13 protein-coding genes are annotated in these 16,676 nt (G+C 64.4%); 8 read left to right on the top strand and 5 right to left on the bottom strand.

Features of this window, described 5'->3' with window-relative positions:
* Window positions 1-25 precede the first annotated feature (25 nt).
* The 6 genes from rhaS (at window position 26) to P9273_RS02555 (ending at window position 6,305) form a co-directional block, all read left to right on the top strand.
* Complete coding sequence (gene rhaS, locus P9273_RS02580; protein ID WP_278047474.1) at window positions 26-1,021, top strand: rhamnose ABC transporter substrate-binding protein; 996 nt, start codon at window positions 26-28, stop codon at window positions 1,019-1,021.
* An 83-nt stretch (window positions 1,022-1,104) separates the two neighbouring features.
* Window positions 1,105-2,664, top strand: a complete 1,560-nt coding sequence (locus P9273_RS02575) for a sugar ABC transporter ATP-binding protein (RefSeq protein ID WP_278047473.1) — start codon at window positions 1,105-1,107, stop codon at window positions 2,662-2,664.
* On the top strand, window positions 2,661-3,638 hold the full coding sequence (locus P9273_RS02570; protein ID WP_278047472.1) for an ABC transporter permease: 978 nt from the start codon (window positions 2,661-2,663) through the stop codon (window positions 3,636-3,638). The genes P9273_RS02575 and P9273_RS02570 overlap by 4 nt, the downstream gene beginning before the upstream one ends.
* The gene (locus P9273_RS02565) at window positions 3,635-4,636 is read left to right on the top strand and encodes an ABC transporter permease (protein ID WP_278047471.1); all 1,002 of its coding nucleotides are present in this window, start codon (window positions 3,635-3,637) and stop codon (window positions 4,634-4,636) included. The genes P9273_RS02570 and P9273_RS02565 overlap by 4 nt, the downstream gene beginning before the upstream one ends.
* On the top strand, window positions 4,636-4,950 hold the full coding sequence (rhaM, locus tag P9273_RS02560; protein WP_278047790.1) for an L-rhamnose mutarotase: 315 nt from the start codon (window positions 4,636-4,638) through the stop codon (window positions 4,948-4,950). The genes P9273_RS02565 and rhaM overlap by 1 nt, the downstream gene beginning before the upstream one ends.
* Window positions 4,947-6,305, top strand: coding sequence for an FGGY-family carbohydrate kinase (locus P9273_RS02555; RefSeq protein ID WP_278047470.1), 1,359 nt, complete (start codon window positions 4,947-4,949; stop codon window positions 6,303-6,305). Before rhaM ends, P9273_RS02555 begins: the two co-directional genes overlap by 4 nt.
* A 10-nt stretch (window positions 6,306-6,315) precedes the next feature.
* Here the strand turns inward: P9273_RS02555 and P9273_RS02550 are convergent, their stop codons facing one another.
* Together P9273_RS02550 and galE are read right to left on the bottom strand one after the other, a co-directional pair.
* Window positions 6,316-7,572: a D-amino acid dehydrogenase gene (locus tag P9273_RS02550; protein ID WP_278047469.1), complete on the bottom strand. Its 1,257-nt coding sequence runs from the start codon at window positions 7,570-7,572 to the stop codon at window positions 6,316-6,318.
* A gap of 161 nt (window positions 7,573-7,733) precedes the next feature.
* Window positions 7,734-8,729, bottom strand: coding sequence for a UDP-glucose 4-epimerase GalE (gene galE / locus P9273_RS02545; protein WP_278047789.1), 996 nt, complete (start codon window positions 8,727-8,729; stop codon window positions 7,734-7,736).
* A gap of 330 nt (window positions 8,730-9,059) precedes the next feature.
* Here galE and hemA point away from each other — a divergent pair, with 330 nt between their 5' ends.
* A complete protein-coding gene (gene hemA / locus P9273_RS02540) occupies window positions 9,060-10,337 on the top strand; it encodes a 5-aminolevulinate synthase (protein ID WP_278047468.1) in 1,278 nt (425 codons plus the stop codon).
* Window positions 10,338-10,488: 151 nt separating this feature from the next.
* On the opposite strand, the gene P9273_RS02535 is transcribed toward hemA, so the two are convergent.
* Complete coding sequence (locus P9273_RS02535; protein ID WP_278047467.1) at window positions 10,489-11,655, bottom strand: pyridoxal phosphate-dependent aminotransferase; 1,167 nt, start codon at window positions 11,653-11,655, stop codon at window positions 10,489-10,491.
* A gap of 103 nt (window positions 11,656-11,758) precedes the next feature.
* Entirely contained in the window at window positions 11,759-12,181 is a 423-nt protein-coding gene (mscL, locus tag P9273_RS02530; RefSeq protein ID WP_040994155.1) for a large conductance mechanosensitive channel protein MscL, read from the bottom strand.
* 237 nt (window positions 12,182-12,418) lie between these two features.
* Here mscL and P9273_RS02525 point away from each other — a divergent pair, with 237 nt between their 5' ends.
* Window positions 12,419-15,904: a PAS domain-containing hybrid sensor histidine kinase/response regulator gene (locus tag P9273_RS02525; protein ID WP_278047788.1), complete on the top strand. Its 3,486-nt coding sequence runs from the start codon at window positions 12,419-12,421 to the stop codon at window positions 15,902-15,904.
* Here P9273_RS02525 and P9273_RS02520 read toward each other — a convergent pair whose 3' ends face one another.
* Window positions 15,905-16,564 (bottom strand): response regulator transcription factor, encoded by a 660-nt coding sequence (locus P9273_RS02520; RefSeq protein WP_278047787.1) that lies wholly within the window; start codon window positions 16,562-16,564, stop codon window positions 15,905-15,907.
* Window positions 16,565-16,676 lie beyond the last annotated feature (112 nt).

Below are 16,676 nucleotides of genomic sequence, written 5' to 3'. Positions count from 1 at the left end.
TGCAACGCTCAAGGGAGGATATTCGATGAGCTTTTTGAAGAAACTGCTGGTTACGGCGGCCTTTTCCGCCGCCATCTTCGTGAATGCCGCCTATGCCGAGAACGTCAAGATCGCGCTGGTGGTGAAGTCGCTCGGCAACGGCTTCTTCGACGCCGCCAACAAGGGCGCTGAGGAAGCGGCCAAGGAACTGGGCGATGTCGACGTGATCTACACCGGCCCGACCAAGGCGACGGCGGAGGCACAGATCGAGGTGATCAACTCGTTGATCGCGCAAAAGGTCAACGCGATCGCCGTTTCGGCCAATGACGCGGACGCGCTGGTGCCGGTGCTGAAGAAGGCGATGGATCGCGGCATTACCGTGATCTCGTGGGACTCGGGCGTCGCCAAGGAAGGCCGCCAGCTCCACCTCAATCCGTCCGACACCAATTTGATCGGCGAGACCATCATCAAGCTCGCCGCAGATTACCTGCCGGAAGGCGGCGACGTCGCCATCCTGTCGGCCTCCTCGACCGCGACGAACCAGAACGCCTGGATCGAGGCCGCCAAGAAGGTGCTGCCGGAGAAGTTCCCCAAGATCAAGCTGGTCGCTACCGTCTATGGCGATGACGACTCGGCCAAGAGCACCGACGAAGCCAAGGGCCTGTTGAAATCCTATCCGAACCTCAAGGCCATCATCGCGCCGACCACGGTCGGTGTCGTTGCCGCCGCGCAGGTGGTGACCGATGAAGGCTTGATCGGCAAGGTCAATGTCACCGGCCTGGCGCTGCCATCCGAGTTCAAGAAGTTCATCGACAACGGCGCTTCGCAGGCTGTTGCGCTGTGGAACCCGATCGACCTCGGCTATTCGGCGATCTACCTCGCCCATGACCTGGCGGTGAAGAAGGAAGAGGCAAAGCCCGGCGCAACGCTGTCGATCGGCCGCGTTGGCAAGGTCACGCTCGACGACACCAACTCGGCTGCGATGGCGCCGCCCTTCCAGTTCGACAAGACCAACATCGAGAAGTTCTCCAAGATCTATTGATCCTTCTCGACTCCAAGCTCATGCGGCGGGACAATTGTCCCGCCGCATCCTCAAACGGACCTTCTCTCAGGGCCTGATACGATATGGACACGACAGCCCAGCGCAAAGCGGAGATAGAGCGGCCCGAGCCCTCTGGCCTCTCCCAAAGCGCCTCTCCGCGCCTGACGCTTTCAGGCATCTCGAAAAGTTTCCCGGGCGTGCGCGCCCTGCACAATGTCAGCCTGTCGCTCTATCCAGGACAGGTGACGGCACTGATCGGCGAGAACGGCGCCGGCAAGTCGACGCTGGTCAAGATCATGACCGGCATCTACCAGCCCGATTCCGGCGAGATCGGCATCGATGGCCAGGCGGCGACGCTGCCCAGCGCGCATGCCGCCTTCGGCCATGGCATCACCGCCATCCATCAGGAGACGGTGCTGTTCGACGACCTCTCGGTCGCCGAAAACATCTTCCTCGGCCACGCTCCTCGCACCCGCTTCGGCACCATCGACTGGCGGACGATGCGGAAAAACGCGCGCGAAGTGCTGGAGACGATGCGCGCTGGCCATATCGACGCCGACACGCGGCTGAAGGACCTCGGCATCGCCAACAAGCACCTCGTAGCTGTCGCCCGCGCGATGTCGATCGACGCGCGCATCGTCATCATGGACGAGCCGACCGCCGCGCTCTCGATGAAGGAGATCGAGGAGCTTTTCCTCTTGATCGAATTCCTGAAGAGCGAAGGCAAGGCGGTGCTCTTCATCAGCCACAAGTTCGACGAGATCTACCGCATCGCCGACCGCTACACCGTCTTCCGCGACGGCGAGATGGTCGGCGAAGGCCTACTCAAGGATACCGGCCAGAACGAGATTGTGCGCATGATGGTCGGCCGCAACGTCGATCACATCTTCCCGCAGCGCGAGCCGAAGATCGGCGCGCCGGTGCTTTCGGTCTCCGGCCTGTCGCATCCGACCGAGTTCGACGACATCGGCTTCGAATTGCGCAAGGGCGAGATCCTCGGCTTTTATGGTCTCGTCGGCGCAGGGCGCAGCGAAGTGATGCAGGCGATCGCCGGTATCACGCGCACCAGCCGAGGTGCGATTTCGCTGGAAGGCAAGACCATCGCACCGAAATCGGCCGCGGACTCGATCGAGGCCGGCATCGTCTATGTGCCGGAAGAGCGCGGCAAGCAGGGCGTGGTGATCGGCCTGCCGATCTTCCAGAACGTGTCCCTGCCTTCGCTTGCGCGCACCTCCAAATCCGGCGTGCTGAGGCTCGCGGAAGAATTCTCGCTCGCCCGCTCCTACACGGAGCGGCTGGATCTGCGCGCCTCATCGCTCAGCCAGGATGTCGGCACGCTTTCCGGCGGCAATCAGCAGAAAGTGGTCATCGCCAAATGGCTGGCGACGACGCCGAAAGTGATCATCCTTGACGAGCCGACCAAGGGCATCGACATCGGCTCGAAGGCGGCCGTGCATGGTTTCATGGCGGAGCTGGTCGCGCAGGGCCTTTCGGTGATCATGGTATCGTCGGAACTGCCCGAGATCCTCGGCATGTCCGACCGCGTCGTGGTCATGCGCGAAGGCCGCATCGCTTCCGTCTACGACAACAAGGGGCTGGATGCCGAGACACTGGTCAGGGCAGCAGCGGGGATCGCGGCATGAAGAACTTCCGCAAATACCGCGAGATCTGGCTGCTTGCCGGCATCGCCGTGCTGATCGGGCTGATCTCGACGCGCTTCCCGGGTTTTGCCGATCCCGCCAATCTGCGCCAGGTGTTTAACGACACGTCGATCCTGATGATCCTGGCGCTGGGACAGATGGTGGTGATCCTGACGCGCTCGATCGACCTGTCGATGGCGTCCAACCTCTGCTTCACCGGCATGGTGGTGGCGATGCTGAACGCCGCGCATCCGGCGATCCCGATCCCGGTGCTGATCGCCATCGCTTTGGCGGTCGGGTTGGTGCTCGGCGCGATCAACGGCTTCCTGGTGTGGCGGCTGAACATTCCTTCGATCGTGGTGACGCTCGGAACGCTCACCATCTATCGCGGCGCGACCTTCGTCGTCTCCGGCGGCGCCTGGGTCAATGCCGACCAGATGAGCCCCGACTTCATCAATTTCCAGCGCGTCGCTTTCCTCGGCCTGCCGGTGCTGTCGTGGATCGCATTGCTGGTGATTGCGCTGTTCTTCCTGGTGATGACGCGCACGCAGATCGGCCGCTCGATCTATGCCATCGGCGTCAACCCGACTGCCTCGGTCTATGCCGGCATCGATGTCGGCCGCACCAAGTTCATCGTCTTCTGCATTTCCGGCATGATCGGCGGGCTCGCTGGATACTTATGGATCTCGCGTTACGTGATCGCCTCGGTCGAGGTGGCCAACGGCTATGAACTCAACATCATCGCCGCCTGCGTCATCGGCGGCGTCTCGATCGCCGGCGGCATCGGCTCGGTCGGCGGCGCGGTATTGGGCGCGCTGTTCCTCGGCATCATCTCCAACGCGCTGCCGGTCATCAACATCTCCCCCTTCTGGCAGATGGCGATCTCGGGCAGCGCCATCATCCTGGCCGTGGTGCTCAACGCGCGCGGCGAGCGCCGGCAGGGCCGCATTATCCTCAGAAAGGCGGAAGCGGCATGACCGACACCCCTCTCCCGCGCCGAATCCCCGACCGGCTCGACAAGCCGCTTTCCTCGGCGATCTTCTCCTGGGAGGCGCTGCTCGTCGTCATCGCGATCCTCATCTTCGTGGTGAACAGCTTCGCTTCGCCCTATTTTCTCGATCCGTGGTCGCTGTCGGACCTGACCTTCAACTTCACGGAAAAAGGGCTGATCGCGCTGGCCATGGCGCTGCTGATCATTTCGGGCGAGATCGACCTCTCCGTTGCCGCCATCGTGGCGCTCGCCTCGACGATGATGGGCATGGCGGTGCAGGCCGGCGCCGGCACGCCGGTGCTGGTGGCGATCGGCATCGTCGTCGGCCTCGGCTGCGGCGCTTTCAACGGGCTGCTCGTCACGCGGCTCGGCCTGCCGTCCATCGTCGTCACCATCGGCACGATGAGCCTGTTTCGCGGCATCGCCTTCATCATCCTGGGGGATCAGGCCTATAAGGGTTATCCGGAGAGCTTCGCCTTCTTCGGCCAAGGCTATGTCTGGTGGGTGTTCTCGTTCGAACTGGTGCTGTTCCTTGTCGCGGCATTGATCTACTGGTTCGTGCTGCATCGCACGAGCTTAGGCCGCCGGGTCTTCGCCATCGGCAACAACCCCGTCGCCTGCCAGTTCTCCGGCGTGCGCGTTGACCGCATCAAGTTCATCCTGTTCTGCCTGACCGGACTGATGTCGGGCATCGCCTCGGTGCTGATCACCTCGCGTCTCGGCTCGACGCGACCGTCGATCGCGCAGGGCTACGAACTCGAGGCGATCACCATGGTGGTGTTGGGCGGGGTCTCGATCCTTGGCGGCGCCGGCAGCATCCTCGGCGTCGTGCTCGCCGCCTTCATCATGGGGCTGGTGACGTTCGGCCTCGGCTTGCTCAACGTGCCCGGCATCGTCATGTCGATCTTCATCGGCCTGCTTCTGATCATCGTCATTGCGCTGCCGATCGTCTGGCGGCGGCTGCGCGAAGGACGCTTCGCGTGATGGAGAAATACGCCTTCAAGATGAAGCTGAACCCCGGCATGAAGGCCGAATACAAGCGCCGCCATGACGAGATTTGGCCCGAGCTGGTCGTGCTGCTGAGAGAGGCCGGCGTCTCCGACTACTCGATCCATCTCGACGAGGAGACCGACATCCTGTTCGGCGTGCTGTGGCGCCCCGATGACCACGGTATGGCCGACCTGCCGAAGCACCCCGTGATGCAGCGCTGGTGGGCGCATATGGCCGATATCATGGAGACAAGGCCCGACAATGAGCCGGTGGCGGTGCCGCTGGAAACAATGTTCCATATGGCATGATCGTCGCCGTCATCGATATCGGCAAGACCAACGCCAAGGTGGCGCTGGTCGATCTCGCGACACTGAGCGAGGTCGCGCTGCGCCGCACGGCAAACGCGCCGGTGCGGCAGGCGCCCTATCCGCATCACGATGTCGAGGCGCTGTGGACGTTCATCCTGAACAGCCTCGCCGATCTCAACCGCGAACGGCGGATTGATGCGATATCGATCACTACGCATGGGGCGACCGGGGCGCTGGTCGACAGAGCCGGCGAACTGGTGCTGCCAGTGCTCGATTACGAATTCGACGGTCCCGATCAACTTGCGGCCGATTATGACGCCGCACGTCCGCCCTTTGCCGAGACCGGCACGCCGCGCCTGCCCATCGGGCTCAATCTCGGGGCGCAGTTCTTCTGGCAGCAGAGGCGCTTCCCGGCGGAATTCGCGCGAGCCGCCGCAATGCTGATGTATCCGCAATACTGGGGGCTTCGGCTGACTGGCGTCGCCGCCAATGAGGTGACGTCGCTCGGCTGCCACACGGATCTGTGGAACCCGTGGTGGGATGACTATTCGTCGCTGGTCGACGGGATGGGCTGGCGCCAGCTGATGCCACCGATGCGGCCGGCGAATGACTGCCTGGGGCCAATCCTGCCAGAGGTTGCGCTGCGGACGAGCCTTGACCCTCAGACCCCCGTATTCTGCGGTCTGCACGATTCCAATGCTTCGCTGCTGCCGCATCTGCTGTCCGACGCGCCGCGCTTTTCGGTCGTCTCGACCGGCACATGGGTAGTATCGATGGCGGTCGGCGGCCGGAAGGTGGAGCTCGATGCGGCGCGCGACACGCTGGTCAATGTCAATGCGCTCGGCGATCCCGTGCCATCGGCGCGCTTCATGGGCGGACGCGAGTTTTCGCTGCTGACCGAGGGCCAGCTACAGGGCTGGAGCGAGGCCGATGTTGCCGCCGTTCTGACGCGGCAGGTCTTGCTGCTGCCTTCCACCCAGCAGGGCTCCGGGCCGTTCCCGCATCGCACCGCGCAATGGCGGAACGCGGACGCCCTAGGCCCCGGCGAACGCTTTGTCGCCATCTCGTTCTATCTGGCGCTGATGACCGCGACTTGCCTGGAACTGATCGGCGGCGACGGGCCGACGACGGTCGAGGGACCTTTCGCGCGCAACCCGCTTTTCATCCGCATGCTGGCGGCAGCGACGAGACGACCGGTCGTTGCGTCGGAAACCTCGACGGGGACCAGCATTGGCGCCGCGCTGCTAGCGTCCGACGGCGCACCCGCAATGAGCAAGGGCGAGCGGACCGAACCGCCGGCCGATCCGGCCTGGGAAGCCTACACACAAGCGTGGCAGAAGAACGCAACCGCGTAGACCAACCGGCTCAGCGCGCCGTCCCGTAAAGCAGCCCCTGCGGATCGATCTGCGGCTTGCGACCGGCGACGACGTCGGCCAGGAACTGCCCTGAGCCGCAGGCCATGGTCCAGCCGACATGGCCGTGGCCGGTGTCGAGATAGAGGTTGCGGTATTTCGCCTGGCCAATCACGGGAACCGAGTTCGGCATCATCGGCCGGAGGCCGGCCCAGAGCACGGCCTTCTTCTCGTCGAAGGCGCCCGGGAAAAGATCCTTGCCGGTTTCCAGGATGGTCCTGAAATCACCCGGCTTGAAGCTGCGGTCGAAACCGGTGAATTCGGCCGTCGAGGACATGCGCAGGCGATTGCCTAGTCTCGAATAGCCGATCAGCCGGTCCTCGTCGGCGCCGCCCATGGTCGGCCCCTTGCTTTCGTCCACCAGGGGAATCGTCGCGGTGTAGCCTTTCACAGGATAGACCGGCAGGTCGATGCCGTAGCGGCGGCCGAGCAGACCGCTTTCCGGTCCCATGGAGATGACAACGGCATCGCCGGTGACTGGGCCGGCCGAGGTCATGACGGCGCGCACTTGGTCGCCCTCGATGTCGAGCCCCTGGATCGTCGTGCCGAACAGGAATTTGACGCCGAGCTTCTCGGCGGCATAGGCGGCGAGCCTGTCGGTGAACTGCTTGGAATCGCCGGTCTGGTCGATCGGCGAATAAATGCCGCCGGCAATCTTTTCCTTCACGCCGGCAAGGCCAGGCTCCAGCTCGACCAGACGCTCGCGGCCGACGATCTCGATCGGCAGGCCGTGCTCGCCCAGATAGCGATAATTGTCCGTGCCGGTGTCGAGGCTCTTTTGCGACCGGAAGAAGTAGAGAATGCCCTTCTTGCGCTCGTCGTAATGGATGCCGGTCTCCTCCGACAGCTGATTGATGCACTCGCGGGAATGGAGCGCGAGCCTGAGCTTGATGTTGGTGTTGGCGCGCAGCCGGGTCACGGTGCATTCGCGCAGGAAGCGCAGGCTCCAGGCATAGAAATAAGGATCGAGGCGCAGCCTGACTTTGATGCCGAGATCGTGGTTCCACAGCCCGCGCAGGAAGGTCTTCAGTGCTGCCGGCGAGGCCCAGGCGGTGGCGTCGCCCGGCGAGACCAGGCCGGCATTCGACTGGCTGGTGCCGCGCGCCGCCGTTTCATGGCGCTCGATCACCGTCACCTCGTGACCGTCCTTAGCCAGATAATAGGCGGCCGCCGTGCCAACCACGCCGGCGCCGAGAACCAGGACCTTCATGCCATCCCCTCAGGATCGAACAGGGCGCCGTGCTTAGACAACACCCTCAACGATCCCATAGCGCGTCCCGGCGCGCCGGACGAGCCCTTGGACCAACAGCTCGGTCTCATCACGCAATTCCGGAGGGGCTACGGCGAAATCACCGAAATCAACCGAATCGCTCAGTTTCGCACCGAGTTCTTGGTCGTCAGAATGCGTTCCCAGGCCAGCGCGTCGTTGACGATCTGGTCGAGATTGTCCCGTTGCGGGGTCCAGCCGAGCTCCTTGCGGGCAAGCTCGGAATTGGCGACCACGGCGGCGGCGTCGCCTGGCCGCCGGTCCCCCATGCGCACATCGAAATCATGGCCGAAGGCGCGGCGCACGCTGTCGATCACCTCGAGCACGGAATAGCCGTGGCTGTAGCCGCAATTGGCGACGAGGCTCGCGCCCCCATCGCGCAGCCGCTGCAGCGCCAGCCGGTGCGCGGCGGCGAGATCGCTGACGTGGATGTAGTCGCGCATGCAGGTACCGTCCGGCGTCGGATAATCGGTGCCGAAGACCTGCATGAAGGGCCGCTTGCCGAGCGCCGTTTCGCAGGCGACCTTGATCAGATGCGTGGCGCCGCGCGTCGACTGTCCGGTGCGGCCCTTGGGATCGGCGCCGGCGACGTTGAAATAGCGCAGCGCCGTGTAGCGGATGTCATGCGCCAGCGCCGCATCGCGCAGCATCCATTCGCTCATCAGCTTGGAGAGGCCGTAAGGCGATTCCGGCGCAAGGCGGGCATCCTCGCGCACCGGCTCCAGCCCGGCGCCGCCATAGACGGCGGCGGTGGAGGAGAAGATGAAGCGCGGCACGCCCTCGCGCACGGCGGTTTCGATCAGCGTGCGGGTCTTGCAGGTGTTGTTCTCGTAATAGCCGAGCGGATCGGCGACCGATTCCGGCACCACGATCGAGCCGGCGAAGTGAATGATGGCATCGACCATGTTCTCGCGGATGATCCGGCCGACCAGGTCGCGGTCGGCGACATCGCCAACGACGAGCTTTGCTTCCGGGGCCACGGCCCATTCGAAGCCGGTGGAGAGCCGGTCGAGCACCACGACACTCTCGCCGGCGTCCAGCAGTTCCCAGACCATATGGCTGCCGATATAGCCGGCACCGCCCGTCACCAAAACCGTCATCATCCACCTCGCTGATCAAGATTTATCGGAAACTGTCTCAACAGCCACCGTGTTGGAAACCCCGCCGCAAGCCCGCTAAAGCGTATGTCGTTCCCCCAAAACCGCTGCACTTTTGGGCGATATGCATTGGCCGCCCTATAATGTTAAGTCCGTAACAGTTCCTCCCGTCCGAGGCATCGTACTGAAACAAAACTGCTTCAAACAGCCGGGAATAGGCCACGATCCGGCGTCGTTAGGAACAGGGCAAGGGCGTGGCATTTTGACCGGTTGGGCGCGGTGGACGCGGCATGGGGCAGTGACTATGATCCGCCGCAAATTTGGGAAGTCGACATGAATTACCAGCGGTTCTTCGAAGACGCGATCGACCAGCTCCACGCCGAGCGTCGCTACCGCGTCTTCGCCGACCTCGAGCGCATGGTGGGCAAGTTCCCGCGCGCCATCTGGCGTTCCAACGGCCGCGCCCAGGAAATCACCGTATGGTGCTCCAACGACTATCTCGGCATGGGCCAGAACGCGGATGTGATCGCCGCCTTCCAGACAGCGGCCGGCAAGATGGGCTCGGGCGCCGGCGGCACCCGCAACATCTCCGGCACGTCCAATCCGCTGGTCGAGCTCGAGCATGAACTCGCCGACCTGCATGACAAGGAAGCGGCGCTGGTGTTCACCTCCGGCTTCGTCTCCAACGAGGCCTCGATCTCGACCATTGCCCGGCTTCTGCCCAACTGCCTGATCATCTCGGACGAGCTGAACCATGCCTCGATGATCGAAGGCGTGCGGCGCTCGGGCGCCGAGAAGAAAATCTTCCGCCACAACGACGTCGCGCATCTGGAAAGCCTGCTGCAGGCCGCCGGACGCGAGCGCGCCAAGCTCATCGTCTTCGAGAGCGTCTATTCGATGGACGGTGACATCGCGCCGATCAAGCAGATCGTCGAGCTCGCCGAACGCCACAACGCCATGACCTATATCGACGAGGTCCATGCGGTGGGCATGTACGGCCCGCGCGGCGGCGGCATCACCGAGCGCGAAGGCCTGGCCGACCGCATCGACGTCATCGAGGGCACCCTGGCCAAGGCCTTCGGCACGCTGGGCGGCTACATCACCGGCACCAGTGCTGTCATCGACGCCGTGCGCTCCTATGCGCCGGGCTTCATCTTCACCACCGCGCTGCCGCCGGCGATTGCAGCGGCGGCCACCACCTCGATCAGGCATCTGAAGCGCTCGCAGGCCGAGCGCGACGCGCAGCAGCGCCAGGCGGCTCGCACCAAGCAGGTGCTTTCCGCCGCGGGCCTGCCCGTGATGGAATCGGCTACCCATATCGTGCCGGTGCTGGTCGGCGATCCCGAGCTTTGCAAGATGGCCAGCGACCGGCTGCTTGGCGTGCACGGCATCTACATCCAGCCGATCAACTATCCGACCGTGCCACGCGGCACCGAGCGGCTGCGCATCACGCCGACGCCGTTCCATTCGGACGCGCTGATCGCCGAATTGCAGGACGCGCTGGTCGAGACCTGGGATGCGCTGGGCATTCCCTATGCTGCATCCGGCCGTCCCGCCGTCGCCAAGACCGACCGAATCATTCCGCTCCTGGTGCCGAAGTCAGGCGGCTGAAGCCGGATTTGAAACTCGCTCCGGCGGCCATCCGACGCGGCTTTCTGCGCTTCCGGTGCTCACGGACCCTGGATGTCCGCTGCGCTCCGGGTCTCGAAATCCGCACCGGCTGACTCACCGGAGCGAGTTTCAAATCCGGCTTCAGTGCAGTTCACACCGTCTTCATCCATTTCGCCAGACGATGCGCGGCTTCCTCGAGCTGATCGAGGCGGCGGTGGAAGCATAGCCTGAGGAAGGCTTCGCCGCCGGGACCAAAGGCGGTGCCCGGCGCCAGGCCGACATTGGCATTGTCGACGATGTCGAAGGCGGCTTTTCGAGCATCGGTGAGGCCGTCGACCCTGAAGAACAGGTAGAAGGCGCCCTGCGGCACGGTGAACCGCGCCTTGCCGGTTTCGCCGAGGATGCCGCAGACGAGGTCGCGGGCGGCATGCGCGCGCTCCACCTGTTCGGCGATGAAGCCGTCGCCATTGTCGAGGGCGGCGACCGCGCCGCGCTGCATGAACTGGGCCACGCCCGAGGTCGAGTACTGGATCAGATTCTCGAACACCTGCTGCAAGGCGGGATGGGTCTTGATCCAGCCGACACGCCAGCCGGTCATCGCCCAATTCTTGGAAAAGCTGTTGACGAAAAGGATACGGTCCTCGGGCGTGGCGACGTCGAGGAAGGACGGCGCGCGGCCATGGCCGTAGTGGAACAGCGCATAGATCTCGTCGGCGATGATCCACAGGCCCTTTTGGCGGGCGAGATCGAGAATCGCCTGCAGCGTCTCCTTGTCGGCGGTCCAGCCCGTCGGGTTGGACGGCGTGTTGATGAACAACAGCTTCGTGCGCGGCGTGATCGCCGACGCGATCTTGTCGACGTCGCAGGACCAGCCATTGCCGGACTGGTCGAGGGTGACCGGCACCGGCACGGCGCCTGCCACGCCGGCGGCCGCGGCGAAATTCGGCCAGGCGGGCGAGAGGTAGATCACCTCGTCGCCGCTGCCGGCGATCGCGTCGATGGCCAGCTGGATGGCATGCATGCCGGATCCGGTGACGATGAACTCCTCCTCGGCGAAGGTTTTGCCGAAATGCCGGGCGTAGTAGCGGGCGAGCGCCTGCCTGAGCGCGGGAATGCCCTTCTGCCAGGTGTAGAAGGTCTCGCCGTCGGCCAGTCCCTTGGCGGCGGCATCGCTGATGAAGGACGGTGTCGGCAGATCACCCTCGCCGGCCCAGAGCGGGATCAGGCCTTCGCGCAGGCGGCCATGATTGATGACGGCGACAATGCCGCTTTCGGGCGCGGCGCGGGCTTCCGCGCGCAAGGTCTCGATAAGGGTCATTGGCAAGATCCGTATTCGTGTTGTGAGCGCTTTTACCAGATCGCCAAACGGAAAACCCCGGCCGCAGGCGGCCGGGGTTTTGGTCCAGAGCGCCGGCTCTGCGTTAGCGCTTGGCGAGCAGATCGCGGATCTCGGTCAGAAGCTGCACGTCGGCAGGCGGCGGCGCTGCGGCAGGAGCCGGCTTCTCGCGCTCCAGCCGCCTGCGCAGATTGTTCACCGCCTTGACCATCAGGAAGATGATGAAGGCCAGGATCAGGAAGTTCAGCACGACGGTGATGAAGGAGCCATAGGCAAAGACCGCGCCCTCTTTCTTGGCATCGGCCAGCGTGGCCGAATGGACGTTCGAGGACAGCCCGAAGAAGTAATTGTTGAAGTCGAGCCCGCCGAAGATCGCGCCCACGATCGGCATGATGATGTCATTGACGAGCGAATCGACGATCTTGCCGAAGGCGGCGCCGATGATGACGCCGACGGCCAAGTCCATCACATTGCCTTTGGAGATGAATTCCTGGAATTCTTTCAGCATTCGTCCCTCCTTGCCGGGCCGCGCTGCCGCCTCACCAGTATCCTTCGGGCGCCGGCCCACGCTCACAATAACAAAACCCTCCGGTTGCAAAACCGGAAAAAAGGCGAAAGCACCGGTTTCTGTTCAGGCAGCGTCATCAAGAAATATGCGCCAAAAGCCGCGATGGACTTGGACCCCAAGCTGTGATTGCGTCGTGATGGCTGGAAGAGAAAAGCCAGCAGGGAGGAAGTGCGGACCGTGCAAGGCTGGTTCGTCGTCATCATCGCGATCGCCTATGTGACGCTGCTTTTCGCCATCGCCAGCGTCGGCGACCGGCGTTCGGTGGCAGCCGGGCTCGGACGGGCCCGGCCCTTCATCTATGCGCTCAGCCTCGCCATCTACTGCACCTCGTGGACCTTCTTCGGCTCGGTCGGCCTGTCCTCCGAGCGCGGCCTCGAATTCCTCGGCATCTATACCGGCCCGGTGCTGGTCTTCGTGTTCGGCTTCCCGCTGCTCAACCGCATGATCCGGCTGGCAAAAAGCGAGAAGATCACCTCGATCGCCGACTTCCTTGGCGCCCGCTACGGCAAGAGCTTCACCGTCGCGGCGATCGCGACGCTGATCGCCACCGTCGGCGCGGTGCCCTATATCGCGCTGCAGCTCAAGGCGATCTCGGGCTCCGTCAGCCTGATGGTCGAGCACTATACCGGCTCGCCGCCCTCTTTCGATCCCTTCGTCAGCGATATCTCGCTGGTGGTGGCGATGCTTTTGGCGCTTTTCGCGGTGCTGTTCGGCACACGTCATGCCGACGCCACGGAACACCAGGACGGACTGGTGCTGGCAGTGGCGGTCGAGACAGTGGTCAAGCTCGCCGCCTTCCTCGCCATCGGCCTGATGGTGACTTTTCTCATCTTCGGCGGCCCGGGCGACATGATGACGACGCTCTCGGGCAACGACCAGGTGCGCAGGGCCATGGGCTATAACACCTCTCTAGCCACCTGGCTGGTGCTGACCGGCTTGAGCGGCTTTGCCATCCTGATGCTGCCGCGGCAGTTCTACGTCACCATCGTCGAGAACCGCAGCGAGGCGGAGCTGCGCACGGCGACCTGGGTGTTCCCGCTCTACCTCGTGGCGATCAACATTTTCGTGCTGCCGATCGCCTTTGCCGGCCTGTCGCTGGTCGGCGGCAAGACAAGCAGCGACCTCTATGTTTTGTCGCTGCCGCTGCTCAGCGGGCATGACCTGCTGGCGATGGCCGCCTTCATCGGCGGCCTGTCGGCGGCGACCGCCATGGTGATCGTCGAGAGCGTCGCGCTCTCGATCATGATCTCCAACGATCTCGTCATCCCGCTGTTCGTCCGGCGCGTGCTCAAGACCAGCTCCTCGGAGAACGAGGACTGGTCGACGCTGATCCTCAATGTGCGCCGCGCCTCGATCTTCATCCTGCTGTTCATCGCCTTCCTCTACTACCGCGAGAGCACCAATAGCGCCCGGCTGTCCTCGATCGGCCTGATGTCGTTTGCTGCGATCGCGCAATTCGCGCCGGCGCTGATCGGCGGCCTGATCTGGCGCCGCGCCAATGGCCGGGGCGCGGCACTCGGCATGGTCGCCGGCATCGCCGTCTGGGGCTACACGCTGCTCCTCCCTTCACTCGTCGGTCCCTCTGCCGACATGGTCGTCCATGGCCTGTTCGGCTTCGAGGCGCTGCGGCCGCAGGCGCTGTTCGGCACGGTCGGCGAGCCGCTGAATCACGGCGTGCTGTGGAGCCTTTCGGTCAATGCGCTGTTTTTCGTCCTCGGCTCCCTCTCCCGCGCATCGGTGCCGCTGGAGCGCATCCAGGCGGCGATCTTCGTGCCGCGCGAGGCCGGCCCGATGCCCAGCCTGCGCCGCTTCCGCACCGCCGTCACCGTCAATGACCTGAAGGACACGATTTCGCGCTATCTCGGCGTCGAGCGCACGGAGCGTTCGTTCCAATCCTTCGAGAGGGACGCGAAAGTCTCCCTGCTCGGCACCGAACAGGCCAGCATGGATGTCATCCGCTTCTCGGAGCAGCTGCTGGCGAGCGCCGTCGGCTCGTCGTCGGCGCGGCTGATCCTGTCGCTGCTCTTCCGCCGCAACGACCGCGATTCCAGGGATGCCTTCAAACTGCTCGACGACGCCACCGAGGCGCTGCAGCACAATCGCGACCTGCTGCAGATCGCGCTCGACCAGATGGAGCAAGGCATCACCGTCTTTGATCGCGATTTCCGGCTGATCTGCTGGAACAGGCAATACCGCCTGCTGTTCGACCTGCCGGACGAGATGGGACAGGTCGGCGTCTCGCTCGACCGGATCCTTCATCACCTCGCCGAGCGCGGCGACATCCCCGCCGACCAGCACGTGACGATGCTCAACCGGCTGACCAGTTTCGCCGGCCCGTGGCAGATGGAGCTGAAGACCAGCGGCCGCATCCTGGAGCTGCGCTCCAATCCGATGCCCGACGGCGGCATCGTCGCCACCTATGCCGACATTTCCGGCCGCGTCGAACAGGATTTGGCGCTGAAGCGGGCCAATGAATCGCTGGAGCAGCGGGTCAAGACCCGCACCATCGAACTCACCCGCGTCAACGAGGAGCTGGCGCAGGCGCAGATGCTGGCCGAGGAAGCCAATCTCGGCAAGACGCGCTTCCTCGCCGCCGCCGGCCACGACATCCTGCAGCCGCTGAACGCCGCCCGGCTCTATTGCGCGTCGCTGATCGAGAAGGCGGGCAAGGGACCAGCGGGCAAGGCCGCGATGAATATCGAGTCCTCGCTGGAATCGGTCGAGACCATCCTCGGCGCGGTGCTCGACATCTCGCGGCTCGACGCCGGCGCCATGAAGCCCGAGAACACCGCTTTCAGCCTCGGCGGACTGCTTGGCCAGATCGGCAATGATTTTCGCCCGCTCGCCGCCGAAAAGAAGCTCGAGCTCACGATCATCCCATCCTCGCTTGGCGTCATGACCGACCGCAACCTTTTGCGCCGGCTGATCCAGAACCTGGTGTCGAACGCCATCAAATACACGCGCAAGGGCCGTATCCTGGTCGGCGTGCGGCGGCGCGGCGAGCTGGCGGAGATCCAGGTGATCGACACCGGCATCGGCATTGCCGGCGACAAGCTCAACACCGTCTTCCACGAATTCACCCGCCTCGACGAAGGCGCGCGCGAGGCCGAGGGGCTCGGGCTTGGCCTTTCGATCGTCGACCGCATCGCCAGGGTGCTGAGGCTAGAGATCCGTATCTACTCCAATCCCGGCAAGGGCACGCGCTTTTCCGTCATCCTGCCGATCGCGGCGGTCGCGGCGCCGCCGCGCGAGGCCGGCAAGGCTCCGGCCCGCTCGGCCTCGACGCTTGCCGGGCTCAATGTGCTTTGCATCGACAACGACGCGCGTATCCTCGACGGCATGCGGCTGCTGCTTGAAGGCTGGGGCTGTCATGTCGAGACGGCTTCGGGATCGGGCGATCTCCTGAAGCCCGGCACGCCGAAGCCGGACCTCGTGCTGGCAGACTATCATCTCGACGGCGGCACCGGGCTCGACGCCATCGCCGCGCTGCGCGCCGCCTACGGCGAGGCCCTTGCCTGCGTGCTGGTCACCGCCGACCGTTCCAACGAGTTGCGCGCTGCCGCCGGCCGGCTGGACATTCCCGTGATCAACAAACCGCTCAAGCCGGCGGTGCTCCGCTCGATGATGGCGCGCGTCAGGCCGCTGGCGCCGGCAGCGGAGTGATCAGCCGACCGGCTGCAGCGGGTCGCCGCCGATCTTCGACAGCTGGATGACCGCCTGGGTGCGGCTGTCGACGCCGAGCTTCTGGAGGATCGCCGAGACATGCGCCTTGATGGTGGCTTCGGAGACGCCGAGCTCATAGGCGATCTGCTTGTTGAGCAGGCCCTCCGCCAGCATGCCGAGCACGCGCGTCTGCTGCGGCGTCAGGGCCTGCAGGCGCTTGATGAGATCGGAGATTTCCGGGTCGCGCTCGATGCCGAGCTCGATGCCGGCGGGCGCCGCGATATCGCCGGCAAGCACCGCCCGCACGGCGGCGCGGATTTCCTCCATGCTGGCCGATTTGGAGATGAAGCCGGAGGCGCCCAGGTCGAGCGCGCGGCGGATGGTGACGGGATCGTCATGCGCCGAGACCACCACCAGCGGCACCGCCGGATGAATGCCGCGCAACGAGATCAGGCCGGAGAGCCCGCTGGCGCCCGGCATCGATAGGTCGAGCAGCACCATGTCGACATCCTCGTTGGCCAGCACCAGCGCCTTGGCGCTTTCGAAATCGCCGGCTTCATGGATGGCGGCAACGTCGCCGATGCCGGCAAGCGCCTCCTTCAACGCGCCGCGAAAAAGCGGATGGTCGTCGGCAATGACGAAAGTGTGGCCCGACGGCAAATAGTCCTCCCCCGATCCCATCATCATTTTCTGCTTCTTGCGGGGACCGGAATGATTATGCGGCGGCGCGGCGCGTTTTCAAGCGGCAAAGGCCGCGGGCCGGGTTTTCCCC

This window comes from Mesorhizobium sp. WSM4935 (assembly GCF_029625735.1).
Lineage (GTDB): Bacteria > Pseudomonadota > Alphaproteobacteria > Rhizobiales > Rhizobiaceae > Mesorhizobium.
This window is presented reverse-complemented; position numbering and strand designations above follow the sequence as displayed.